Below are 22440 nucleotides of genomic sequence, written 5' to 3' on the forward strand. Positions count from 1 at the left end.
ACGGTCGGTCGGTCCGGCTTCAGCCGTGCGCGGAGAGGTCGAAGCCGATGTACTCGGCGGCGTCCTCCGGGTTGGCGAAGAGCAGCGTGCGGTCGTCGAGGTGCACCATGCGGCCGTAGTGGGTGGAGCTGATCTCCTCGAAGATCGAGCCGTCGAACGGCTGGCCGAGCGCGTCGGTCAGCTCGTCGTAGTCGAACTCCAGCAGCTTCGTGCCGTCCACGCGGATCATGGACGGGTACTCGACGAGGGTGACGCCGTCCTTGGCGCCCATCACGTCGGCGACCACGCGGCCGATCGGGGTGTTCATCAGGGTGACGCCGCACATGTTCGACGACGCGGTCTGGGCGCCGAACTGCAGGGGACTGCTCACTGGTCCAACTCCTTCGGAACGTCGAGCCCGATCTCGTCGAGCAGCTGGGCGAACTTCTCCTTGGTCGCGTCGAGCGAATCGGCGAACGTTCGCGTCTTCTCCGCCGGCTGCGACCAGATCGGCTGCAGCGCGAGCGCGGCGTCCAGGCACCGCGGCACCCACGTCGAGAGCCACTGGCCGAACAGCTCCTTGTTGCCCGCGCCGATCTGTTCGTCCCGGGTGAGCAGCTGGAAGAGGGAGCGGGTGTAGGCGAGGTCGCGGCTGTAGTCGTACTCGCCGGTGCCGACGATGGTCGGCGTGATGTAGTCGCCGTTCTTCGCGGAGATCTGCATCACCAGCTCGGACCGGAAGAGCTGCCCGACCAGCTGCTCGAAGACGACGTTGGTGCCGAACAGGAGCTCGGCCCAGTCCCCGACCGCCGTGAGTTCCTCGACGACCCGCCGGGTGGGCTGCCACTCCTCGGCCGACTGCCACACCTCCTTGTGGACCGCGCCGTCGAAGGTTTCGAGCGACTCGGACAGGTCCAGGTTGAACAGGGCGAGGTCCTGGGCGAACCGCATCTTGTGCGCGGCGTTGACGGCCACCGCGGTGTTGATCATGTTCGTCGGGCCGGACCGCTGGATCGAGGTGAAGACGTGCAGCGCCATGCCGTTCTCGGCGTGCATCCAGGCGCCCAGGTTGCGCGCGATGAACTTCTGCCAGGCGGGGTTCCAGTTGCCGTAGGCGCCGGCCCGCTTGGCGTTCTCGAGGCCGAGGGAGACCTGACGCACCACCGCGGAGTTGTTGCGGTAGATGGTCTGTTCCCATTCCTCGTTGGGGTCGAGGAAAGCGTGCCAGTTCGAGGACTTCGCCTTCGTCCACTCCGGCGGGTACCCGCCAGGCCCGTCGCCAAAGCCGTAGATCCAGCCCTGGGACAGGTGCCGGTCCGGGTCCGGCTGCACATCGACGGTCACGTCCTCGTACACGGTCGCCCGGAGCTTGGCCGGCTTGAAGTAGGTGAAGGTCCGGCTCCTGGAGCTGGGGAACTGCAGGGCGCCGGCTTCGGAGTCGGTGAACTCCACCTTCGGGAAGCTGCGCACCTTCGGCGCGGGGGTTGCCATGTGCTGTCTCCTCTCAGTCTTCATGGACGGAGGTCGTGAACTTGTCGTAGAACACCTGGTCGTCGGGGACGCCGTGCCGCGCGGCCAGCGCCAGCGCGGCGTCCACCATGGGCGGCGGCCCGCACAGGTAGACCTCGGCCCGGTGCAGGTCGGGCTCCCTGGCCTCGACGACGTCGGTGACCATCCCCGGCTCCGCGGTGACGCCGAGTGCTTCCGCGCCGTCGACGGACTCCGAAAGAGCCACGACGAAGCCGAAGTCGTCGAGCCGCTCGCCCAGTGCGCGGATCTCGTCCAGGTAGAAGAGGTCCGCGGGCGTGCGGGCGCCGTAGTAGAAACGGATCCGGCGGGTGTCGCCGGTGTCGCTCAGGTGTCGGAGCAGCGCGAGCACGGGTGCCATGCCCGCGCCGCCCGCCATCAGCACCAGGGGCAGCACGTGCCCGCTCTTGAGGGTGAAGTTGCCGTAGGGACCGGTCAGGTGGATCGTGTGGCCGACCTCGATTCCTTCGTCCAGCAACGACGAGAACCGGCCACCGGGGTACTTCTTGATGACGAACTCGATGTGGTCGATGGTCGACGGGATCGTCGCCATCGAGAACGACCGGTGCTCGTCGGTGCCCGGGATGGTCAGGTCGGCGTACTGACCGGGCTTGAACTCATACCCGGCCGGCTCGACCGGCTTGAGCTTGAGACCCACGATGTCGTGCGTGTGCGGCACGATTTCGGCGACCTCGGTCCTGATGTTCTGCAGCGGCGCGGAGTTGAGCAGCTCCTCCTCGTCGAAGTTGAGCAGCTCGATCGTGCAGTCGCTGAAGGCGTGCGCCCGGCAGAGCAGCACGTAGCCCTCCTCGACCTCCGCGTCGTTGCAGGCGAACGTCGAGTAGCGCTCCATCTGGAGCTCGCCGTCCAGGACATAGGACTTGCACGCCGAGCACTGACCCTCACGGCAGCCATGCATGAGGTGGATGCCCTGCCGGAACGCGGCGTCCAGGATCTTTTCGTCCTCGCCGACCTCCATCTCGAGGTCGACCGGTTCGAAGGAGATGCGATGCTTGTCGGCCATCTGCTCTCTCGATTCTCGGGGCGGACGGCGGCGGGCGACGTTCCGCACGCGCCGCCGTCCGCTGGTCCTCAGGCCGTCAGGCCGCGGTGATGTTGGGGTTGGCGCGGTACGCCGCGGCCCACTGCTCACGCTCGACGTCGCTCATCTGGTTGAGCGTCACGTTCGGGCTGGCGAACTGGATGCCCTTGAGGTCGTCGAGCGTCCACAGCTTCTTGGGGTCGTCGAGGTCCAGGTGGGGCTGCGGGATGAGGGTCCGGCCGTCGTCGCGGACGTAGCCCAGGTCCTTGACGATGTCGGCGAGGTCCCGGCCGTGGTGCAGGGTTTCCCACTCGCGCTCTCCGGTGAGCCGGCCCATGTTGGGGGTCGGCCGGCCCTCGTACTCCGGCCGGAAGGCGGTCTTGTCCGTCCAGGCGCAGGGTTCCGAGCAGTATGTCCGCCACTGGTCGTCGACCTTGTCCACCACCAGGTCTTCGCGGACGAGGCAGGGCACCATGCAGGTCCAGCAGCGGTGCGGGTATTCGTAGCCGACGTCCTCGAAGGCGATCGGCTTGTTGCGGCCCGGGCGGCTCAGCCGGTTGTAGGCCTCCCACCACTTGCCGAACTGGTTGTACCAGCCCGGGTACTTCTCCTCGAACCACTCGAAGTCCGTGTCGGTCATGCCGTCGATGCGCCAGTAGTTGACCGGCCACCCGGTCGCGAAGAACTGGGCGACCCGGTGGACGTAGAACTTGTTCGTGATCCGGTTCCACGCCTCCTCGACCAGGTCGTGCGGGATGACCAGGCCGTACTTCTCCAGCGGCAGCAGGTAGCTGCGGTAGTAGTCGTCGTAGATCCAGCGGCGCCACATCTCCGCGTAGGACTCGCGGTCCTTCCGGCGGTCCTTCGTGCCGTACTCGATGAAGGTGCCGATCGCGGCGTCGACCACGCAGTGGTTGTTCCACCAGGCGTAGCGCAGGTCCCGCTCGAGCAGCGGGCGGTTGCGCTCGTCGGCCAGCGCCATCAGGAGGATGGAGTAGCCGTTGCTGATGTGCCGGGATTCGTCCGACTGCACCGAGTGGAACACCGTCGGCAGCAGGTAGTCGCCGTTGGCGGCGGCCTCGTCGGGCATCGCGACGAACAGCGTGTTGGTGAACGCTGTTTCCGCGACCACGGTCAGGTAGATGTTGGACGCGGTGATCGCGTCACCGGTGATGAACCCCTCGCCGAACTGGCGGCCGATGGTGCCCGCGTAGTTGTTCGCGAACGCCTTCTCGGTGATGTCGAACCCCGCCGGGTCGATGTAGTTGTTCATGTACAGCTTCTTGAGGTTCATCTGGATCGTCGAGTGCCGGACCTCGTCGATCATCTGCACCGCGAGTCCGTTGTGGATCTCCGGATTCGGCACCGCGTCGATCGCCATCGGCATCGCGCGGGCGGCCGAGATCTCCGGGAACGGGATGATCGAGAGGAACAGCTTCTGCCACTCGAGCCAGCGCTGCTGCACCTGCCGGAACATGTTCCCGCGGATCGCGCCGTCCATGGCACCGAAGACCCGGTTGTCCTTCTCCTCCTCCATCGGGAAGTAGGAGCGCATGATCTGCTTCAGCGGGTCCTTTTTGGGCGCCTTCTCGAACGTATAGTCCGTCCCGAACCGGGTCGCCGGCGTGGCGAACGTCGGCTCCCACGACAGTTCGGTGATCTTGTTGTGCGCTTTGGTGAGACTCTGCCTGCTCAAAATCGGCCTCCTCGAAACCGGGGTCTCTCAGCCCGGCCGTACGTCTGACGGGAGGAGTGTGTTGCGGATCGCAGGTACGGTCTGTCTCAATGTGAGACCAAGCGTCTCGCGAATCCGCGCGACCATGACGTCACGGGTCGACCGGACCCGGCGCCCGACGTCAAAGGAGACGGTGGTGACAACGCACGAAGACCGGCCCGAGCCGCAGCCGATGCGCTCCTTGCGGGAGAAGTTCCTGTCCCGGCTCGTCCCCGAGATTCCCGGCGTGCGGGACGTGATCACCGCGTCCTGGCGGCGGGCGCTGGAACACCAGGTCGGCGTGGAGGAATCAGCGCCCGTCTTCGTCGCCGACCGCGACGAAGAGAGTCTCCTGTCGCACAGCGCCACGCCCGTGCTGACCAATCTGTCCGCCGAGCTGGCCTCTCACCCGGTGGCCATCCTGCTGACCGATGCCCACGGCCTGGTGGTGAACCGATTCAGCACGGACCGGGCCCTCAATTCGGGCTTGGACCGCGTCTCGCTCGCGCCCGGCTACAGCTACGCCGAGGAGTCGGTGGGCACCAACGGCATCGGCACCGCGCTGGAGTGCCAGAAGTCCGTGCTCGTCTCCGGGTTCGAGCACTACAACAGCAACTTGACGGAGTTCGAGTGCGCCGGCGCGCCGATCATCCACCCCATCCGCGGCCACCTGGCCGGCGTCCTCGACCTGACCTCGTGGGCCGACACCTCGGGGCCGCTGCTGCTGACGCTGGCGCGCACGACGGCCAAGCGGATCGAGGAGGCGATGCTGGCCAGCACCGGTGCCCGCGAGCTGAGCCTCTTCCGTGAATACCTCGCGTCCTGCCAGCGCGGCTCGGGCGCGGTCCTGGCCGTCAACCAGGACGTCGTCATGGTCAACAGCCACGCCGAGGAGCTGTTCGACGTCACCGACCGAGCGGCGCTGATCACCCACACGGCCGACATGGTCGGGTCGGCCAAGCCGGTGACCGTGGTGGCCGACCTCCCCTCCGGCCTCGTCGCCCGGCTCGAGTACCGGCCGGTCTACAGCGGCTCGGCGCTCGCGGGCGGGGTCTTCCGGGTGAAGAGCCAGACCGGGTCCCGGCGCACGACCCGCCGGGCCGACCTCCAGCTGCCGGGCGTGGTCGGTACCAGCTCGCTCTGGCGGCAGGCGTGCGCCGCCGCCGACGCGAGCTTCACCGGCCGGAACTGGCTGGCGCTGAGCGGCGAGCGTGGCGTCGGCAAGACGGCGATGGCGCAGGCCGTCACGCTCCGGCACGGACGCCGTCCGGTCGTGCTGGACTGCGCCGCCGCGGAGGACGACGAGACGTGGGCGCACGCCTTGACCGGCGAAGTGACGAGCGGGGACGCCCCCGCCGTGATCCTCCAGCACGCCGACGCGCTCACCGATGAGGCGTTGCAGCGCGTCACCGACTTGCTGACGACCTGGCAAGGAGCACCTCCGGCGCGTGCCCCGATCTGGGTCGCGGCCACGTTCGGCGACGGAGAGCCCGACGCGGACGTACAGGGCTGGCTGATGCCGTTCTTCGCCCGGGCCATCGACGTCCCTTCCCTGCGTCACCGGTGCGAGGACCTGCACCGCCTCGTGCCGCACCTCCTCGCCCGCCACGCGAACAACCGCCCTCTGACCACGTCGGACGCGACCCTGCGTCAGCTCATGCGGCTGCCCTGGACGGGCAACATCCGGCAACTCGACCAGGTGCTGGCCGAAGCGGCTCGGAACTGCCGGACCGGCACGATCGAGGTCGCCGACCTCCCCACGGAGTGCCGGACGTTCACCCGACGCCGGCTGACCAAGCTGGAGACGATCGAACGCGACGCCATCGTGCGCAGCCTCGCAGCCAACAAGGGCAGCAAGGAGCGGGCCGCGGCCGACCTCGGCATGTCTCGGGCCACGATCTACCGGAAGATCCGGGCGTTCGGCATCGTCCCCGACTACTCCTGAACCCTCCCGGACGGATCCCCGCCCGCGCGTCACAACGGCCGCGAACGCACCGGCGACGAGCATCGCCGCGATGGTCTTCCCTCCCGTCAGCCGGCCGCGCCGAGCGCGGCGCTGACGCCGGTGATGATCGCTCCGCCGAGCGCGATGGCCACGAAGGAACGCAGGAAACCGGTGCCGAAGAAGCGCCACCGAAGCCAGGCCAGCGCCAGCAGTTCGACGGCGATCGTGGCGAGCGCGACAGCCAGCGCGAGGTGGTACGCGGGGATCAGGAACGGGAGGGTGTGCAGCACGCCGCCGAGGAAGGTACCCACCCCGGTGATCGCTCCGCGCCGGTACGGGTTTCCCCGACCGGTCTGGTCGCCGGTGTCCGACAGGCCCTCGGAAAAGGCCATGCTGACGCCCGCGCCGATCGCCGTGGCCAATCCGGCGAAGAAGGCGTACCGCGGTTCGTGGGTGGCGAGCGCGACGGCGAAAATCGGCGCCAGCGTGGACAACGAGCCGTCGATGAGCCCGGTTAACGCCGGTTGCGCCCGCTGCAGCAGGAAAGACGGCTCGGCCCGGCCGAGTGCGGTAAGGATCGTCACGGTGCGGACTCCTCGCATTTCGAAACTGGGCGTTCAGTTTTACCGACTCAACCTTCGCACGTCACCGGCTTGTTCCCGGTCTCGGATGTGAGCATCGGAACAACCTTGAATAACGAAACTGGTAGTACAGTTTTGTTACGAGAGACAATCCGACCAACGGAGGAACCCATGCAGCGAACACAGCTCGCGACCACCCCGCTGGGCGCCACCGGCCTGGAGATCACCCGCGTCGGCTTCGGCGCGTGGGCGATCGGCGGCGGTGGCTGGGAGTTCGGCTGGGGACCGCAGGCCGACGACGAGTCGGCCGCCGCGATCCACCGTGCCCTGGAACTCGGCGTCAACTGGATCGACACAGCCGCCGCATACGGCTTCGGCCGCTCCGAAGAGGTCGTCGGCCGCGCACTGGAGGGTCTCGCGCGGCGGCCGTACGTGTTCACCAAGGCGTCGCTGCTCGACGACGGCACCGGGCGGGTGCGCCACAGCCTGAAGCGCGACTCGATCCTGCGAGAAGCCGAAGCAAGCCTGAAGCGGCTCGGCGTCGACGCGATCGACCTCTACCAAATCCACTGGCCCATCCCCGAGGGCGACATCGAGGAAGGCTGGGCCGCCATGGCCGAGCTGAAGGAACGCGGCCTCGTGCGGCACATCGGAGTGTCCAACTTCGACACCGGCCAGCTGAAGCGCATCCAGGGGATCGCGCCGGTCGAGACGCTCCAGCCGCAGTATTCGCTGATCGACCGCGAGGCCGAGGACGAGATCCTGCACTTCGCCGAACGCGAGGACATCGGCGTCATCGTCTACTCCCCCATGGGTTCCGGCCTGCTGACCGGGGCGATCACCCGGGAGCGGATCGCGGCGATGCCCGCCGACGACTGGCGCCGGAGCGACCCGCGGTTCACCGAGCCGCAGCTGTCCCGCCACCTCGGGATCGCCGCCCGGCTGCAGGAGGTCGCCGACTTCTACGACACCACCCCCGGTGCCGTCGCGGTCGCCTGGACACTGCGGAATCCGGCCGTGGACGGCGCGATCACCGGCTTCCGCCGGCCCGCCCAGGTCGACCCGATCCTCGCCGCGGCGAACCTCGAACTCACCGACTCCGACATCACCCTCATCGAAGGAAGGTCCTGACATGACCACGATCGGCTTCGTGGGCCTCGGCGCCATGGGCGCGCCGCTGGCCCGCCGCCTGCTCAGCGGCAACCAGGTGACCGGCACCAACCGCACCCGGGCCAAGGCTGCCGGCCTGATCGACGACGGGCTCATCTGGCGGGACACCCCACGCGAGGTCGCGGCGGCCGCGCAGGTGGTCTTCAGCATGGTCACCGACGACGACGCGCTGGCCGCGATCACCCGTGGACCGGACGGCATCCTGGCCGGACTGCGGCCGGGGACCACCTACGTCGAGATGAGCACGGTGGGCCCGCGGGCCAGCCGCGGGCTGGCGGCGCGGGTCCGGGCGGTGGGCGCCACCATGATCGACGCCCCGGTGTCCGGCAGCGTCCCCGCCGCCGAGACCGGCGCCCTCACGATCATGGTCGGCGGCCCCGAGAAGGCGTTCCTGACCGTCGCGCCGCTGCTGTCCCAGCTCGGCAACCGCATCACGCACGTCGGGGAAAACGGCCAGGGCCTGCTGCTCAAGCTGGCGATCAACATCAGCCTCGCCGCGCAGATGCTCGCCTTCAGCGAAGGGCTCCTCCTGGCCGAACGCGGTGGCATCGATCCGGCACTGGCCGCCCGCGTGATGACCGGCTCGGCGATCGGGTCACCGATGCTGCAGGCCCGGGCCCCCCTCGCTCTCGACCTGCCCGAGCACGCGTGGTTCGATGTCGAACTCATGCACAAGGACATCCACCTCGCCCTCGACGCCGCCCAGGCCGCGCAGATCCCGCTGCCCGCGGCCTCCGCCGCCGAGCACATGCTCAGCCTGGCCGGGGAGATGGGCTACGAGCACCGCGATATCGCCGGCCTCTACCAGGTACTCGCCGCGGCCAGCGGGGAACCCCAAGCGGCATGACGGTCGAAAAGCAGCAACGAGGACGGCCACGCAGCGAGAAGGCGCACCAGGCCGTCCTCGACGCGGCCGCGGAACTGCTGCTGACCCACGGCCTTTCCGAGGTCAGCATGGACACCGTCGCCGACCGGGCCGGGGTCAGCAAGGCCACCATCTACCGCTGGTGGCCGACCAAGCAGACCCTGGCCCTCGACGCGCTGTACACCGAATGGTCCGCGGCGCGCCCCCGCCCCCGCGACACCGGCACGCTGCGCGGCGACCTCGTCTCGCTGCTGCGCCCTTGGGCCCGGCTCGCCGGCAGCCGGCCCTACGGCCGCGTGCTCGCGGCCCTCATCACCGAAGCCCGGACCGACCCGGTGTTCGCCGCCGAATACCGGCAGCGGTTCGTCGAACCGCGCCGCGCACAAGGCCACGAGATCTTCCGGCGCGCCGCGGAGCGCGGCGAAATCCCGGCCGGCACCGACGTCGACGTCGCGCTCGACCTGCTCTACGGCCCCCTCTACCACCGCCTGCTGCACGGCCACGCACCGCTCAACGACCGCTTCGTCCGCAATGTCGTCGACATGGCCCTCGACGGCATCCGGCGAGAATCCCCAGCCTGAGCCCGTGCCGCGTCAGCGACCGGCCCGCGCCTTGCCGAGGTACATCAGCTCCCAGATGGCGGAGTCGGCGTGGCTGTCCACGAGCACCCCCGCGTGGTGGTGCTCGATCCGCAGCTCGCCGGTGAAGCGCAGGTAGGCGACGTCGAAGCCGACGATCCTGGCGGCCAGCTTCTTGGGGCCTTCGATCTCGTCGATCAGCTTGGTCGCGGTGAGGTCGCGGTGGCGGGTGAAGGCGACGACGTAGCTGTCGTCGCCGTCGGTGTAGGTGTAGCGGGTCAGGTTGGCGACCGGTTTCCCCGTGGTGGTGTCGGTGTAGGCACCGAGCCGTTCGAAGGTCACCTTGCCGCCGTCGTCGGCGATGACCTTGCCGTTCTCGGCCAGTATGAAGATGGGGATCTCGGCGTAACCGTACTTCCGTTCCGCTGTCACGTAGGAGGCGATGACGCTGTAGGGCCCGGCTTGGCCACGGGCCGAGTACCAGTTGTCGACCAGGGAAGTCATCGGCGCGTTGCCCCAGTTGTGGTCGTGGTATCCCACACCGGAGGTCTCGGCAGACGCGCCGGCCACGCGGTAGGTCGCCTCGACCTTGCCCTGCGGCACCGCGGGCAGCCAGTCGAACTCGTGCTCGTCGTCGGCGCCGTAATACAGGTGCCCCGTTGCCGGTCGCCACGCCGGGACGTCGCCGACGAGACTGATCTCGACGACGATGTCCTCCACCTCCGCGACGATCTGGTAGCTGTGCAGGTCGCCGCTGAACACGTTGGCGCCGATGCGCACGTCGCACCGCTCGCGGGACGCCGAGAACTCTTCCGGCGCGAACTTCCCGATCTTGTGGTGGCTGGTGCCGTCGGGCAGGTCGAGGTCGATGCGGATCGTCGGCGCGGGCGGCTTGGCGATGTCGGTGAAGTTCTTGGTGTAGAACACCACGACCAGCTTGGCGCCGTCGTCGAGGTGGGCGTCGAAGTACCACCACTCGTAGGTCCCCGCGTCGCCGCCGGTCCGTGTCCCGTCTTCCCACGGCGCGACCCGGCCGGGGCTGATCCCGATCCGGGCGTAGTCCTCGGCGGTCGCGCCGAGGCGTGCAGGTGTGGCGTTCATCGTGCTGCCCTCCGGTTTCTTGTAATCCGGCAGCTGTCGGATTAAGGTTGGCACCGGTCAGCCGAGTACAGGAGGTTCCGTGCCAAGAGCACCGCGCGCACCAGGGCGTCCGCCCGCCGACGCAGCACTGCCCGAGCTGGCGGAGATCCTGCAGCGCGGCCTCGAGGCGTTCGCGGAACTGGGCTACGAGGCGGTGTCGGTGCGGCAGCTCAACGAGCGCCTCGGCATGGGACACACCTTCATCCATGACCGGTACCGAACCAAGGACGCCTTCTGGCGGGCCGTCATGGACGCCGCCGTCGCCCAGGTGAACGAAGAGGTCATGGCAGCCCTCGCCCACGAGCGGCCCACCGACGACCTCGCCCGGCTGATCGCCGGCGTGCGCGCCTTCCACCAGGTCAGTGCCCGCCATCCGCACCTCGGCCGGGTCGTCGACTACGAAGCCGGCCGCGACTCACCACGCCTGGCGTACCTCCACACCCTGATGAGCCCGCTCAACGACGCGGCCCATCCGGCCTTCGAGCAGCTCGTCCGGCAGGGCGTGCTCCGCGACATCCCGTTCTACCTGTTCCACTTCGCCGTCACCAAGCCCCTGGCGATGTACAGCCAGGCACCGCTGGCGCGGCTGTTCGGCCGGCCCGACGACGCTGCCGACCACGAACTGCTCAGCACGGTGGTCCTCAATGGGCTGCTGACCCAACCCGCCGAATAGCTGGAGCCACGCCATGACCGCCATCCGACGTTCCCCTCGGACGCTGTGGATCCTCACCGCCGTCATCCTCGCCGGCCTGCTCGTCGCGGCCTTCGTCCCCGGCGCGGGCATCCGGCTGCCCGTGATCGTGATCCAAGTTGGTTTCGTGGTGCTGCACGGCGCACAGCGCTACGGCCCGCGTGCCATCGGGGTCTTCGTCGCGGCGGGCCTGATCATCAGCAACATCCTGGAGAACCTCAGTATCCAGACCGGTTTCCCGTTCGGTCACTACCACTACACCGGCAGCGGGAAGATCTTCGAGGTCCCCTGGTTCATCGGCCCGTCCTATCTGGCCACCGGCTACGTGGCCTGGATCGTGGCCACCGCGCTGCTCGGCGACGTGCGCCGCGGCTCGTCCTGGCTGACCACGATCGGCACGCCCGTCGTCGGCGCGTTCGCCATGACCGCGTGGGACCTGGCGCTCGACCCCGCCACCTCGACCATCCACCAGGCCTGGATCTGGGAGAACGGCGGCGGCTTCTTCGGCGTGCCCCTGGTCAACTTCCTGGGCTGGACCTTCACCGTCTACCTGTTCATGCAGGTCTTCGCCCTCTACCTGCGCCGCAGCGGCCCGGCCGCCCAGCCTGAGCGAACCACGATCAGCGACCTGCAGGCCGTATTGCTCTACGCCACCACGGCGATCTCGTTCGTCACCACGTACTTCACCGCCGAGCACACCACCGTCACCGACGCCACCGGCGCGACCTGGCACACCGCCGACATCTACGAGACGTCCGTGCTGCTCGCCGTCTACGGGATGTTCTTCCTCGCCCTCCTGGCACTGCTGCGCATCGCCCAGCGGCGCACCGCCACCGCGGCACCGACGCCGGAGAGCGACGCCGGCCGGCGAGCCCCCGAGGCCGTCGCGCGCGGCGGCTATTCGTAGCCGAGGACCTGGAAACCTTGGCCGACGAAGACGTGATGCGGCCAGTTGATGCTGACGTTGTGGACCTCGTACTCGCCGTCGCTCAGCCGAACGAGGCGGTCGACGATGCCGCCGGGGACGACGGCCTGCGCGGCCGCGGTCGCCAGGTCCGCCGTGGCCCCGCCGACGATCGTCCCCTCTCCCTCGGTGTAGTCGGGGATCCGGCCGACCGACTTCGCCGGCGAAGGCACACCCTGCTGGAACGGGATCACCCCCGCCGCCAGCGCCTGTCGCGACGCCCCCGCCGCCGTCCAGCTCATCCACGAGTACCACACCAAGGCCGTCAAGCGCCTCCGAAACTCACCCGGGGCCAAGAAACGCACCGAGACCGACCCCGGCCTCGTCGGCGTGCTCTCCTCGTGGCTCCAGGCGAACGTCGGCCACGGCAGCGGGCGATGACCGAGCCGCCGGCCCACGGCTGCATGCCAGCAGGTACCCGCGGACTCCGGACAGCATCAGGCGCCGACGGCCACTAGCGGCGATGCCCGTGCCGGGTGTACTGCGCGACGCTGTTTCCGAACCTCACGTGTCGAAGCGTTCGAGGACGAGGAGACGAAGGCCATGCCACCGAAGAACCCGCACCTCAGCCACCGCGACCGGGCCGTCCTGCACGCGGTGGCGGACGGCCGCTGCCGGCGGATCAGCCACACCCTGTTCGTCGACAGCGCCTACTGCGCCGACCAGTTCGTCGCTGACCACCTGGCCGAGATCGGCCTGCTCAGCGCCACGGAGCCGGTGCGGCTCACCCCGTCGGCCCAGCTGCTGCTGAAGGCAGCGTGACGGCATGATCACCACGAAAGTTCCCGCACCCGTGATCCGCGACGACTGGTGTGACCGCTGCCCGGCCACCGCGCAACTGCAAGCCCTGATGCCCGCGGGGAAGCTGCTGTTCTGCCGCCACCACGCCCGCGTGCACGCCGACGGCCTGATCGCCGCCGGTGCGCGGCTGGCCCTCATCGGACCGCAGGACTGAAGGAGAGCCGGATGACGACCCAGCAGCCGACAGCTACTGTCCACAATGTCCGCAAACCCACCCCGCCCGAGCTGATGGAAGACACCGGCACCGGCCTGGACTACGGGACCCGGCCGGATCGGATGCCGGGCTTTCTCACCCCGGCCGACCGGTTCTTCATCCGCAGCCACGCCCCCACACCGCACCTGGACGCGACGGACTGGACCCTGCGCATCGACGGAAACGGGGTGCGCGAACCGCGCGTCTACACCTACGACGAACTGTGGCGCCGCTTTCCACTGCAGTCCGTGGTTCGCACGATCGAGTGCGCGGGCAACCGCCGCGTGTTGATGGGCGAGGAGTTCGGCCGCCGGTTCGCGGGCACGCAATGGGGGCGTGGCGCGATCGGCACCGCCGAATGGACCGGGGTCCGGCTGCGCGACCTGCTCGCCCCGGCCGGAGTCACCCCCGGTGCGTGCGAGGTCATGCCGGAAGGACTCGACGCGATCCGGGCCCGCAGGCCGCTGCCGGTGACCAAGGCCCTGGCCGACGACACACTGGTGGCGTTGGCGATGAACGGCGAGGTGCTCCCGCCCGACCACGGGTTCCCGGCCCGGCTGGTGGTGTCCGGCTGGCTCGGCGCGGCCAGCATCAAGTGGCTGGGCCGGATCCAGGTCTCCGAGGAGCCCCTGTACGTGCCGTGGAACACCGACGACTACGTGCTGATCAGCCCGGACCGCCCGGTGGCCGGACCCGCACTCGGTCCGGCGATCACCACGCTCCCGGTGGCCAGCCTGGTGGAACTGCCCTGGCCGGCCCGGCTACGGGCGGAACCGCAGGTGATCCGGGGACGCGCGTTCGCCGGGGAGAGCCGGGTCGTGTCGGTCCGGTACCGCATCGACGACGGCCCCTGGCACCACGCGCCGATCACGTCCTCCGCCACGCCTGGGGCGTGGGTGCGCTGGCAGTTCACCTGGAATCCGGCACCCGGCGACCACGTCCTGCGGGTGCGGGCCACCGACGACCACGGACGCACCCAACCGGACGTCACGTCGTGGAACGAGCTCGGCTACCTCCACCATGCGGTGCTGGCCCACCCCGTGCACGTCGAACCGCGCACGATGTAGCCCGACGAACCCGGCCCGCACTTGCCGCGCCGAGAAGAGCTACTCCTTCAGTGGTGGAGACCGGCCTGGGCGAGCCCGGAACCGCCGTCGAGGCGCAACGCCTGCCCGGTGAGGTAGCCCGCCGCGGGTGACAGCAGGTAGAGCACCGAACCGACGAGTTCGCCGAGTGCCGCGACTCGCCGCATGGGGACACTCGCGAGCGGCCGGTCGCGCACCGCAGACGGCAGCGCGAGCACCTTCGGTGTCGCGACGAGCCCGGGGACCACGGCGTTGACCCGGATCCCCGCACCGGCCCACTCCGCGGCGAGCGACCTGGTCAGCCCGAGAACGCCGGCCTTGGCAGCGGCATAGCCCACCTGGCCGGGCAGGCCGTCCTGCGCCGCGACCGAGGAGAAGAAGACGATCGAGGGCCGGTCCCCCGCCCGCAACGCGGGGAAGGCGGCCTGGGCAACGGTGAACTGGGCGACCAGGTTCGCCTCGATGTCGCCGCGGAACTCCTTCAGCGGGAACGTCTCCGCGCGATGGATGGTGTCCACCACGCCGGCCGCGCCGACCACGGCGTCCAAGCCGCCCAGCCGCGCCACCGCGTCGGCCACGGCGCGGCGCGCGCGGTCATCGTCGGTGAGGTCGGCCGTGACGGTCGCGTCCGTGCCGGGCAGGTCGAGGCCCATGACCTCGGCGCCCACCTCGGCCAGCGCGCCTGCCAAGACGCGCCCCAGTCCACCCGCTGCTCCGGTCACCAGGACCCGGGTCCCCGCCGGGGGCACCGTGGACCAGTCCGGCATGGCGCGTCTCCTTCACCGAGGTCGTTGCACCGAAGTCGCTGTCGTCCGAGCATCACCCCGGACCGTCCCCGTGTCATCGCTGCCAGCGCCTACCCGCGGCCCCCGCCACCGGTCATCCCGCCGTACCTGCCAGCACCCACCGGCCCGGCGGCCGACCGTCCCGCGAAGGATCCCCGCTAGCCGGAATGCGCACCGGGAATCCCCCTGACATGCTGAAGTCGTGCTCCGCTGCTTGATTGTCGACGACAGTCCCCAGTTCCAGCAGGCCGCTCGCGGCCTGCTGGAACGCCAGGGCGTCGCGGTCGTCGGTGTCGCTTCCACCGCGGCCGAGGCGCTGCGCAGCGTGACGGAGCTGCGGCCGGACGTCACGCTGGTGGACATCGATCTCGGCGGCCAGAGCGGCTTCGACGTGGTCCGGCTGCTCAACCGGGACGCCGGCATTGCGGCCGCCCGCCTGATCCTGATCTCGACCCACGCGGAGGACGACTATGCCGAGCTCATCGCGGCGAGCCCGGCGGCGGGCTTCCTGCCGAAGACCGCGCTGTCCGCGGCCGCCATCCGAGGCATGCTCGGCCGCGACGAAATCGGTCAGGACGGGGATGGCCAGGTCAACGGGCGTCGAGGAACGTGACCACCGCGAGCACCCGGCGATGATCCTCTTCGGCTTCCGGGAGCTTCAGCTTGGCGAGGATGTGCCGCACGTGCTTTTCCACCGTCCCCTCGGTGACCCACAGCCTGCGGGCGATGCCGGAGTTGGACCGGCCCTCGGCCATCAGCGCCAGCACTTCCCGCTCCCGTTCGCTGAGCACGGCGAGCGGGTCGTCGCGCTTGCGTGCGTTCACCAGCTCCCGCACCAGCGCCGGGTCCACGACCGAGCCGCCCCTGGCGATCCGTTCCACCGTCTCGATGAAGTCCTCGACGTCGGTGATCCGACTCTTGAGCAGGTAACCGATCCGCTGGCCACTGGCGAGCAGCTCCATCGCGTGCTCGACCTCGACGTGCGCCGACAGCACCAGGATGGCGACGTCGGGGAACTCGGCGCGGATCTCCCTGGCCGCGTCCAGTCCCTCCGTGGTGTGCGTCGGCGGCATCCGGATATCGACAACCACCAGGTCGGGCGCCTTCTCGCGGATCGACGCCAGCAGCGCCGCAGCGTCGCCGGCCTGCCCGGCAACCTCGAAGCCGGACCGCTCGAGCAGGCTCGCCAGGCCCTCACGCAGCAGCACGTCGTCGTCGGCCAGCATCACCCGCATCGCAGCTCCATTGTCGGGACCAGCACTTTCGGCCAGCCTCCCACATGGTCTAGCGTCCCACGTCGTGGCACTCCGTGGCCGCTTCGACGGACCGGAGCCTGAGTTGAGCGCCGGGTTGACGCGTCGCATGCTCGTGGCGAGCGGGCTGCTGGCGTTGATCGTCGGTGCCGCGTTCACGGTGCTGCTCGTGACCAACGCGGACCTGCGCCGGTCGGAGCAGATGGCGTTCCACTCCGAAGAGGTGCTCGTGGCCGCCAACCGGCTCGAGCGGCTGGTCGTGGACATCGAGGCAGGCGAACGCGGCTTCCTCGTCACCGGCCAGGACCGCAGCCTCGTGCTCTGGCAGTCCGGCCGGGCCGCCGTTCCCGGGCAGGCGGCGACCCTGGCGCAGATGGTGGCCGACAACCCTCAGCAGCTCGCGGTGGCGAGCCGGATCGAGCGGGACGCCGCCTCCTACATCCAGGACTACTCGATCCCGCTCATCCAAACCGCGCGGGGGAACCTCGCCGCCGCCAGATCCCCCGCGGCCGTCGACGAAGGCGTGCGGCGCATCGACGCGATCCGGCGGGAGTTCGACCGGTTCACGTCCACCGAGCAGGACCAGGCCGCGGCCCGGCAGGGCAACTCCGACGAGGTGGCGCTCCGGGCGTCCGTCGCGACGGCCATCGGCCTCGGCGGTTCGGTCCTGCTGATCGTCCTGTTCGCGGTGTACCTCTCGCGCGCGATCGTCGGGCCGGTGCGCCGGGCGGCAGGCATGGCCGGCCGGCTCGCCGGTGGGGACCTCAGCGCGCGCCTGCCCGAGCGTGGCGTCGGCGAGATCGGTGTGCTCGAACGCAGCTTCAACACGATGGCGGGCTCCTTGCAGGTGAGCCGTGCGGAGCTGGCCGCGTCACGGGCCCGGATCGTGGCCGCGGGCGACCAGGCCCGGCGGCGCATCGAACGGGATCTGCACGACGGCATCCAGCAGCGGCTCGTGTCCATGACGCTGGAGCTGCGCACCGTGGAGGCGACCGCGCCCCCTGAGCTGCGCGCACAGCTGGTGGAGATCGCGGGCGAGCTGATCAACGCGACCGACGACCTGCGCGAGCTCTCCCGCGGCATCCACCCGGCGATCCTGTCCGAAGGCGGCTTGCCACCCGCACTCCGGGCGCTCGCCCGCCGCTCGGTGGTCCCGGTGGAACTCGAGGTGGACATCCCGGCCCGCGCGCCGGAACAGGTCGAGGTCGCCGCGTACTACGTCGTCTCCGAGGCGCTCACCAACACCGCCAAACACGCCGAGGCCACCATCGCCTGGATCGACGTGCACGCCCGCAACGGCGTCCTGCGCCTCTCGGTCCGCGACGACGGCGTCGGCGGCGCGGCCGCGAGTCACGGCTCCGGCTTGGTCGGCCTCACCGACCGCGTCCAGGCCCTGGACGGCACGGTCGAGATCACCAGCCCACCCGGCGAGGGCACCACGGTGCTGGTGCACCTGCCCACCGACCGGAACTGACGAGATCCGCCTGGTCCTCACCGGGCGGCGGCCTCACTGGTCACCGCGTTCGGCACGGTGATGCCGCCGTAGTCGGTAGCCCCCACGGTGACCACGGCGACCAGGCACGTCGCAGTCGCGATCCCGGCCAGCCACCCGCGTGCCCGGCGCGTCCGGTACACCCTCGGCGCCGCGGAAACGATGGTGGCCGAACGGCTTGTCGCGCACACGGCCACGACCAGCGGCAGCGTGCCGACGAGGATGAACACGTCCGCGACGTTGAAGCAGATGTTCCCGAGGGGAATGAAGTCGACCGCGCCACGCACGCTGCCCGGCGCCGTCCAGTAGTGCAGGCCGAGGCGATCCATGAGGTTGCTGGCCCATCCCCCGATCGTGAAGGCGCCCACGACGAGCACGACGACCGGGCGGCGGCGGTGCACCAGGAACACGATGGCCGCCGTCAGCAACCCGAAGTCCAGCAGATCGAGCACCGCGCCGCTCACCGGGTTCGCGTACCACTGGCTGATCGTGGCGTTCACGAAGATGTCGCCACCGAAGTTGATGCGTGCGGTGCCGGTGTGGCGCCAGGCCCACCACTTGACCGCCTGATCCACCGCGATGACCGCGACCAGCAGGCCGATGGCCCGCGCGCGGAGGCCATCGGCCTTCCGCGCGACGTCCCTCCGTGCAATGTGGACAGTGGCAACGGCAGCAGTGCGGTCCATTTCTCGTCTCCCTGACCATGGCGGGCGGCGCGGTTTCTTCCCCTGCTCCAAGAATCGGGGCGGTGAACCGTGCGGTCTGCCCGGCCAGCGCCCGTTTGCCCTGCCGGGTGGCAGGAATGCCGAGATGTGCACCAGCGGCGACGACACCGGCGCCACGCGTGGTGAGACTGGAAGCAGACGTGGTCCCGCTCGGTGGGACCCGCATGGGCAAAGGAGAACTCCGTGGCAAAGCTCGCTTTCCTCGGCCTCGGCCTGATGGGCACGCCGATGGCGACCCGGCTGCTCGAAGCCGGCCACCACGTCACCGTGTGGAACCGGACAGCCGGCAAGACCGCACCCCTCGTCGAACGGGGCGCCGTAGCGGCGGAGACACCCGGCGCAGCGGTGGCCGGCGCCGACACCGTGATCACGATGCTGGCCAACCCCGAGGCGCTGGACCAGGTCCTGTCGGACGCGCTCGACGCGGTGCGGCCAGGGCAGGTGCTCATCGACATGTCCACCGTCGGCCCGCTCGAGATCCGGTCGATCAACCGCCGGCTGCCCGACCACGTCACCCTCGTCGACGCGCCGGTGCGCGGCAGCGTCCCGGAGGCGACCGCGGGACGACTCATCATCTACGTCGGCGCGACCGCGGCGGACTTCGAGTCGGTGCGGCCGCTGCTCGCCGTCCTCGGCACGCCGCACCACGTCGGCGGACCGGGCGCGGGCGCGGCCACCAAGGTGGTCGTCAACCTGACCCTCGGCGTCGGGATCACCGCACTCGGCGAGGCGCTCGCGGTCGGCCGCACACTCGGGCTCGACCGCACGACCCTGCTGGACGTCCTCGCCGAGTCGCCTCTCGGACCGACCGTCCACGCCAAGCGCGCCAACATCGAGGCCGAGGCCTACCCGCCGAACTTCAAGCTGAGTCTCGCGCTCAAGGACCTGCGCCTGGTCACCCGGCTCGCGGGCGAGGAGCTGCCGATCGCGGCGGCCACCGTCGGCTGGCTCCAGCAGGCGGCCGAGGACCGGGCCGGCGATCCCGACTTCTCGGCGGTCGTCGAGACGATCCTCGCGTCCCGCTTCCACTGACGAACCCGACCCGAGGAGGGGCCATGGCGATCACCCTGCCGATCAGGTCACCCAGACTGGTGGGCGCCCTGCTGACGCTGACCGCGGTGACCGGCCTGATCGACGCGGTCAGCTATCTGCGGATGGGCCACGTGTTCGTCGCCAACATGACCGGGAACGTCGTTTTCCTCGGCTTCGCGCTGCAGACGAACGCGGGGCTCTCGATCCCCGCGTCGGCAATGGGCATCGGCGCGTTCCTCGTCGGTGCGGTCGTGGGCGGGCGGCTCGGCCGCCACCTGGACGGCCGGCCGCGGCACTGGCTTCGGATCGTGTTCGCCGTCCAGGCCGGGGTCCTCGCGGCGGTCACGGTGCTCGGCGTAGCCGGCGTGCTCGGGTACACGGGCCACCGAGCGCTCGTCACCACCGCCGTCCTCGCCGCGACCTTCGGGCTGCAGAACGCGACTGTCCGCCGTCTCGGCGCGGCGGACCTGACCACCACCGTGCTCACGCTCGGCCTCACCGGCCTGGCCGCGGACAGCCGGCTCGCGGGCGGGCCCGGCGCCCGGGCCCCCCGGCGGCTCGGCTCGGTGCTGGCGATGCTGGCCGGTGCCGCCACGGGCGCGGTGCTGCTGCAGGTCACCGGCCCGACGACGGTGATCGCGCTCGCGACCGTTCTCGTCGTCGTGGTCGGGGTGCTGCTGACGAGCCCGGACCGATCCGTCAGGTCCGCGTCCGGCCGAGGTACATCAGCTCCCAGACAGCCGTGTCGACGTGGCTCGCCACGACGTGGTCCGCGCGGAGGTGCTCGACCCGCAGCTCCCCGGTGAAGCGCAGGTAGGCACCGTCGAAGCGGGTGAGCTTGGCGGCCACCTTCTTCACCCCCGGGATCTGGTCGATCATCCGGTCCGCGGTGAGGTCCCGGTGGCGGGTGAACGTGACGACGTAACGGTCGTCGCCGTCGGCGTAGGTGTACCGGGTGACGTTCGCGACCGGCTTCCCGGTCGTGGTGTCGGTGTAGGTGCCGAGTTCTTCGAAGGTAACCTTGCCCGCGTCGTCGGCGACGATCCGGCCGTTCTCGGCCAGCAGGAAGATCGGCAGCTCAGCGTAGCCGTACTTCCGCTCAGCCGTGATGTAGGACGCGACGACGGTGTACGGACCGGCCTGTCCCCGGGCCCAGTACCAGTGGTGGATCAACGAGTTCATCGGGGCGTTGCCCCAGTTGTGGTCGTGGTACCCCACGCCGGACGAGCCGGACGGTACACCCGCCACGCGGTAGGTCACGTCCACTTTCCCCTGGGGCACCGCGGGAAGCCAGTCGAACTCGTGCTCGTCGCCGGCGCCGAAGTACAGGTGCCCGGTGCCCGGGCGCCACGCCGGGACCTCACCGGTGAGGTTGACCTGGACGGACACGTCCTCGATCGTCGCGATGATCTTGTAGGTGTGCAGGTCGCCGCTGAACGAGTTGGCACCGACGCGGACGGCGCACCGATCGGTCGACGCGGTGAAGTCCTCCGAGGCGAACTCGGCGACCTTGTGGTGGGTGGTTCCGTCGGGCAGGTCGAGGTCGATGCGGATCATCGGCGCGAGCGGCTTGCCGATGTCGGTGAAGTGCTTGGTGAAGAACACCACCACCAGCTTGGCGCCGTCGTCGAGGTGCGCGTCGAAGTACCACCACTCGTACGTGCCCGGACCGCCGTCGGTCCGGGCCCCGTCCTCCCAGACGGCCACCGCGTCCGGGCTGATGCCGATCCGTTCGTAGTCCTGCGCCGACGCGCCGAGCCGCGAAAGTGAAGCGTTCACCGTTTCGCCCTTCTCCCGGGGCCACCCGGACGCTAATCCGGCACCTGTCGGATTAAGCGTAGCACTGTCTGCCCACCGGTTACGAGATGCTGCTCGTGGCGCCGCTGAAAGCGTGAAGGCCACCTTGAGGAACTCTGAGTTCCTCAAGGTGGCTCGGAGTAACGCACCACGCCTGGCCAGCCTGGCCGAGCGGGAAGAGATCGCCTGCCTGAACGCCGCAGGTCACAGCCCGGGCGTGATCGGACGAGCGATCGGGCGGCCAGCCTCGACAGTGTCGCGGGAGCAACGAAACACCAACGGCCTGCTCCGCCAGTACCCGCGTGAATCCGCCTCGCCTTCACGAACTCGAACGGGCCTACTCCGGCCAGTCGGAGTTCTCGATGACGTCCACGAAGTTGCCCCGGCGGAAGCCCGGTACGAACCGCTCCAGGACGTCCGCCTTGACGTTGCCGAACGTGGTCGCCGGTTTGGGCGCGATGCCTTCGGTGAACGTCTCGAGGATGCGGCGTTTGAAGTCCGGCCGCGGGTGCAAAGCGGTGATCTCGGCGCGGTCGGCCGCACTGATGTCGTGGTAGCCGATGCCGAGCACGTCGTACTCGACCCCGGCGGTGACCAGTGCGACCTCGGGCTCCATGAACTCCGGGATGCCCGGGGTGGTGTGGAGGGCGATGGCCGTCCACACGCGACGGATGCTGTCCTCCGGCGCGCCCCGGCCCTGCATGTACCGGCGGGCTTCGTCGGCACTGTCCACTTCGAACCGCCTGCCGCTGCTGCCGAACTGTGCGTTGAGCCCCAGGTCGTGGAACATGGCCCCGAGGTAGAGCAGTTCCGGGTCGAAGCTGAGCCCCCGGTTCCGGCCTTGCAGGCTGCCGAACCAGAAGACTCGGCGGGAGTGGTGGTACACGAGCTCGGTGGTGCAGTCACGCACCAGTTCGGTGGCTTCGCGAGCGAGTTTGGTGTCGGGGACCGTCACGCCGGCGGCGGTCTGTCGAGTGGTGGCCATGGCTTCCTCCCGGTTTGGTCGGGGGGCCGGCCCCCCCCGGCGCCCCAACCCCCCGCCAACACCACGCAAGAAAATAAAAAAAAAAAACAACCCCAA

General features: G+C 69.7%; 25 protein-coding genes and 1 pseudogene. 14 read left to right on the forward strand and 12 right to left on the reverse strand.

Annotation, left to right across the window (positions count from 1 at the left end; translation table 11 throughout):
- Nucleotides 1-19: 19 nt before the first annotated feature.
- The 4 genes from mimD to ACFVYA_RS26495 all read right to left on the reverse strand — a co-directional run bounded on the left by mimD (nt 20) and on the right by ACFVYA_RS26495 (nt 4244).
- Nucleotides 20-370 (reverse strand): propane 2-monooxygenase effector subunit MimD, encoded by a 351-nt coding sequence (mimD, locus tag ACFVYA_RS26480; RefSeq protein ID WP_387048732.1) that lies wholly within the window; start codon nt 368-370, stop codon nt 20-22.
- Complete coding sequence (locus tag ACFVYA_RS26485) at nt 367-1470, reverse strand: aromatic/alkene monooxygenase hydroxylase subunit beta (RefSeq protein ID WP_387048734.1); 1104 nt, start codon at nt 1468-1470, stop codon at nt 367-369. The genes mimD and ACFVYA_RS26485 overlap by 4 nt, the downstream gene beginning before the upstream one ends.
- Nucleotides 1471-1483: 13 nt before the next feature.
- Nucleotides 1484-2530 carry an FAD-binding oxidoreductase gene (locus ACFVYA_RS26490; protein ID WP_387048736.1) on the reverse strand — a complete coding sequence of 349 codons (1047 nt, stop codon included), beginning with the start codon at nt 2528-2530 and terminating at the stop codon, nt 1484-1486.
- A 76-nt stretch (nt 2531-2606) separates the two neighbouring features.
- Entirely contained in the window at nt 2607-4244 is a 1638-nt protein-coding gene (locus tag ACFVYA_RS26495; protein WP_387048737.1) for a methane monooxygenase, read from the reverse strand.
- A gap of 175 nt (nt 4245-4419) precedes the next feature.
- On the opposite strand from ACFVYA_RS26495, the gene ACFVYA_RS26500 reads away from it, so the two are divergent.
- Entirely contained in the window at nt 4420-6207 is a 1788-nt protein-coding gene (locus ACFVYA_RS26500) for a sigma-54-dependent Fis family transcriptional regulator (protein WP_387048739.1), read from the forward strand.
- 86 nt (nt 6208-6293) lie between these two features.
- On the opposite strand, the gene ACFVYA_RS26505 is transcribed toward ACFVYA_RS26500, so the two are convergent.
- Nucleotides 6294-6791, reverse strand: coding sequence for a hypothetical protein (locus tag ACFVYA_RS26505; protein WP_387048741.1), 498 nt, complete (start codon nt 6789-6791; stop codon nt 6294-6296).
- Between the two features lie 168 nt (nt 6792-6959).
- Between ACFVYA_RS26505 and ACFVYA_RS26510 the strand changes: the two genes are divergently transcribed.
- The 3 genes from ACFVYA_RS26510 to ACFVYA_RS26520 are packed head-to-tail and all read left to right on the forward strand — an operon-like array spanning nt 6960 to nt 9404.
- Entirely contained in the window at nt 6960-7919 is a 960-nt protein-coding gene (locus ACFVYA_RS26510; protein WP_387048743.1) for an aldo/keto reductase, read from the forward strand.
- A gap of 1 nt (nt 7920) precedes the next feature.
- Nucleotides 7921-8805: an NAD(P)-dependent oxidoreductase gene (locus tag ACFVYA_RS26515; protein WP_387048745.1), complete on the forward strand. Its 885-nt coding sequence runs from the start codon at nt 7921-7923 to the stop codon at nt 8803-8805.
- On the forward strand, nt 8802-9404 hold the full coding sequence (locus tag ACFVYA_RS26520; protein ID WP_387048746.1) for a TetR/AcrR family transcriptional regulator: 603 nt from the start codon (nt 8802-8804) through the stop codon (nt 9402-9404). The genes ACFVYA_RS26515 and ACFVYA_RS26520 overlap by 4 nt, the downstream gene beginning before the upstream one ends.
- A 12-nt stretch (nt 9405-9416) precedes the next feature.
- Here the strand turns inward: ACFVYA_RS26520 and ACFVYA_RS26525 are convergent, their stop codons facing one another.
- On the reverse strand, nt 9417-10502 hold the full coding sequence (locus tag ACFVYA_RS26525; protein ID WP_387048748.1) for a hypothetical protein: 1086 nt from the start codon (nt 10500-10502) through the stop codon (nt 9417-9419).
- 79 nt (nt 10503-10581) lie between these two features.
- Between ACFVYA_RS26525 and ACFVYA_RS26530 the strand changes: the two genes are divergently transcribed.
- A complete protein-coding gene (locus ACFVYA_RS26530; RefSeq protein WP_387048750.1) occupies nt 10582-11214 on the forward strand; it encodes a TetR/AcrR family transcriptional regulator in 633 nt (210 codons plus the stop codon).
- A gap of 13 nt (nt 11215-11227) precedes the next feature.
- A complete protein-coding gene (locus tag ACFVYA_RS26535; RefSeq protein ID WP_387048751.1) occupies nt 11228-12139 on the forward strand; it encodes a carotenoid biosynthesis protein in 912 nt (303 codons plus the stop codon).
- Here the strand turns inward: ACFVYA_RS26535 and ACFVYA_RS26540 are convergent.
- Entirely contained in the window at nt 12130-12465 is a 336-nt protein-coding gene (locus ACFVYA_RS26540) for a hypothetical protein (RefSeq protein ID WP_387048753.1), read from the reverse strand. The two genes, ACFVYA_RS26535 and ACFVYA_RS26540, sit on opposite strands and share 10 nt — an antisense overlap.
- A 274-nt stretch (nt 12466-12739) precedes the next feature.
- Between ACFVYA_RS26540 and ACFVYA_RS26545 the strand changes: the two genes are divergently transcribed.
- From ACFVYA_RS26545 to ACFVYA_RS26555, 3 genes are read left to right on the forward strand one after another with little or no spacing between them, the layout of a single operon-like run.
- Nucleotides 12740-12958 carry a hypothetical protein gene (locus ACFVYA_RS26545; RefSeq protein ID WP_387048754.1) on the forward strand — a complete coding sequence of 73 codons (219 nt, stop codon included), beginning with the start codon at nt 12740-12742 and terminating at the stop codon, nt 12956-12958.
- Between the two features lie 4 nt (nt 12959-12962).
- Entirely contained in the window at nt 12963-13151 is a 189-nt protein-coding gene (locus tag ACFVYA_RS26550) for a hypothetical protein (protein WP_387048755.1), read from the forward strand.
- An 11-nt stretch (nt 13152-13162) separates the two neighbouring features.
- Nucleotides 13163-14257 (forward strand): sulfite oxidase, encoded by a 1095-nt coding sequence (locus tag ACFVYA_RS26555; RefSeq protein WP_387048757.1) that lies wholly within the window; start codon nt 13163-13165, stop codon nt 14255-14257.
- Between the two features lie 47 nt (nt 14258-14304).
- Here ACFVYA_RS26555 and ACFVYA_RS26560 read toward each other — a convergent pair whose 3' ends face one another.
- Complete coding sequence (locus ACFVYA_RS26560; RefSeq protein WP_387048759.1) at nt 14305-15042, reverse strand: SDR family NAD(P)-dependent oxidoreductase; 738 nt, start codon at nt 15040-15042, stop codon at nt 14305-14307.
- A 220-nt stretch (nt 15043-15262) separates the two neighbouring features.
- Between ACFVYA_RS26560 and ACFVYA_RS26565 the strand changes: the two genes are divergently transcribed.
- Nucleotides 15263-15673 (forward strand): response regulator transcription factor, encoded by a 411-nt coding sequence (locus tag ACFVYA_RS26565; protein ID WP_387048761.1) that lies wholly within the window; start codon nt 15263-15265, stop codon nt 15671-15673.
- Here the strand turns inward: ACFVYA_RS26565 and ACFVYA_RS26570 are convergent.
- Nucleotides 15651-16295 (reverse strand): response regulator, encoded by a 645-nt coding sequence (locus ACFVYA_RS26570; RefSeq protein WP_387048763.1) that lies wholly within the window; start codon nt 16293-16295, stop codon nt 15651-15653. The two genes, ACFVYA_RS26565 and ACFVYA_RS26570, sit on opposite strands and share 23 nt — an antisense overlap.
- Before the next feature lie 103 nt (nt 16296-16398).
- On the opposite strand from ACFVYA_RS26570, the gene ACFVYA_RS26575 reads away from it, so the two are divergent.
- Nucleotides 16399-17787, forward strand: coding sequence for a CHASE3 domain-containing protein (locus tag ACFVYA_RS26575; RefSeq protein WP_387048764.1), 1389 nt, complete (start codon nt 16399-16401; stop codon nt 17785-17787).
- Between the two features lie 17 nt (nt 17788-17804).
- On the opposite strand, the gene ACFVYA_RS26580 is transcribed toward ACFVYA_RS26575, so the two are convergent.
- Nucleotides 17805-18491, reverse strand: a complete 687-nt coding sequence (locus ACFVYA_RS26580; protein WP_387048766.1) for a signal peptidase II — start codon at nt 18489-18491, stop codon at nt 17805-17807.
- Between the two features lie 192 nt (nt 18492-18683).
- Between ACFVYA_RS26580 and ACFVYA_RS26585 the strand changes: the two genes are divergently transcribed.
- Together ACFVYA_RS26585 and ACFVYA_RS26590 are read left to right on the forward strand one after the other, a co-directional pair.
- Nucleotides 18684-19562 (forward strand): NAD(P)-dependent oxidoreductase, encoded by an 879-nt coding sequence (locus tag ACFVYA_RS26585; protein WP_387048767.1) that lies wholly within the window; start codon nt 18684-18686, stop codon nt 19560-19562.
- Nucleotides 19563-19585: 23 nt separating this feature from the next.
- Nucleotides 19586-20368, forward strand: coding sequence for a YoaK family protein (locus ACFVYA_RS26590; protein WP_387048769.1), 783 nt, complete (start codon nt 19586-19588; stop codon nt 20366-20368).
- Here ACFVYA_RS26590 and ACFVYA_RS26595 read toward each other — a convergent pair.
- Nucleotides 20262-21341: a hypothetical protein gene (locus ACFVYA_RS26595; RefSeq protein WP_387048771.1), complete on the reverse strand. Its 1080-nt coding sequence runs from the start codon at nt 21339-21341 to the stop codon at nt 20262-20264. The two genes, ACFVYA_RS26590 and ACFVYA_RS26595, sit on opposite strands and share 107 nt — an antisense overlap.
- A 148-nt stretch (nt 21342-21489) precedes the next feature.
- On the opposite strand from ACFVYA_RS26595, the pseudogene ACFVYA_RS26600 reads away from it, so the two are divergent.
- Nucleotides 21490-21612: pseudogene (locus tag ACFVYA_RS26600) on the forward strand (IS30 family transposase); the annotation flags it as partial.
- Nucleotides 21613-21696: 84 nt separating this feature from the next.
- Here the strand turns inward: ACFVYA_RS26600 and ACFVYA_RS26605 are convergent.
- On the reverse strand, nt 21697-22344 hold the full coding sequence (locus ACFVYA_RS26605; RefSeq protein ID WP_387048773.1) for an HD domain-containing protein: 648 nt from the start codon (nt 22342-22344) through the stop codon (nt 21697-21699).
- Between the last annotated feature and the right edge of the window lie 96 nt (nt 22345-22440).

The organism is Amycolatopsis sp. NPDC058278 (assembly GCF_042881395.1).
GTDB lineage: Bacteria > Actinomycetota > Actinomycetes > Mycobacteriales > Pseudonocardiaceae > Amycolatopsis.

Bases quoted from the DNA above. Each gene is read 5' to 3' on its own strand.
- ACFVYA_RS26605 (WP_387048773.1), bottom strand. From the start codon at position 22,344: ATGGCCACCACTCGACAGACCGCCGCCGGCGTGACGGTCCCCGACACC.
- ACFVYA_RS26520 (WP_387048746.1), top strand. From the start codon at position 8,802: ATGACGGTCGAAAAGCAGCAACGAGGACGGCCACGCAGCGAGAAGGCG.
- ACFVYA_RS26535 (WP_387048751.1), top strand. From the start codon at position 11,228: ATGACCGCCATCCGACGTTCCCCTCGGACGCTGTGGATCCTCACCGCC.
- ACFVYA_RS26590 (WP_387048769.1), top strand. From the start codon at position 19,586: ATGGCGATCACCCTGCCGATCAGGTCACCCAGACTGGTGGGCGCCCTG.
- ACFVYA_RS26510 (WP_387048743.1), top strand. From the start codon at position 6,960: ATGCAGCGAACACAGCTCGCGACCACCCCGCTGGGCGCCACCGGCCTG.
- ACFVYA_RS26515 (WP_387048745.1), top strand. From the start codon at position 7,921: ATGACCACGATCGGCTTCGTGGGCCTCGGCGCCATGGGCGCGCCGCTG.
- ACFVYA_RS26525 (WP_387048748.1), bottom strand. From the start codon at position 10,502: ATGAACGCCACACCTGCACGCCTCGGCGCGACCGCCGAGGACTACGCC.
- ACFVYA_RS26545 (WP_387048754.1), top strand. From the start codon at position 12,740: ATGCCACCGAAGAACCCGCACCTCAGCCACCGCGACCGGGCCGTCCTG.
- ACFVYA_RS26580 (WP_387048766.1), bottom strand. From the start codon at position 18,491: ATGGACCGCACTGCTGCCGTTGCCACTGTCCACATTGCACGGAGGGAC.
- ACFVYA_RS26485 (WP_387048734.1), bottom strand. From the start codon at position 1,470: ATGGCAACCCCCGCGCCGAAGGTGCGCAGCTTCCCGAAGGTGGAGTTC.
- ACFVYA_RS26560 (WP_387048759.1), bottom strand. From the start codon at position 15,042: ATGCCGGACTGGTCCACGGTGCCCCCGGCGGGGACCCGGGTCCTGGTG.
- ACFVYA_RS26550 (WP_387048755.1), top strand. From the start codon at position 12,963: ATGATCACCACGAAAGTTCCCGCACCCGTGATCCGCGACGACTGGTGT.
- ACFVYA_RS26555 (WP_387048757.1), top strand. From the start codon at position 13,163: ATGACGACCCAGCAGCCGACAGCTACTGTCCACAATGTCCGCAAACCC.
- ACFVYA_RS26570 (WP_387048763.1), bottom strand. From the start codon at position 16,295: ATGCGGGTGATGCTGGCCGACGACGACGTGCTGCTGCGTGAGGGCCTG.
- ACFVYA_RS26490 (WP_387048736.1), bottom strand. From the start codon at position 2,530: ATGGCCGACAAGCATCGCATCTCCTTCGAACCGGTCGACCTCGAGATG.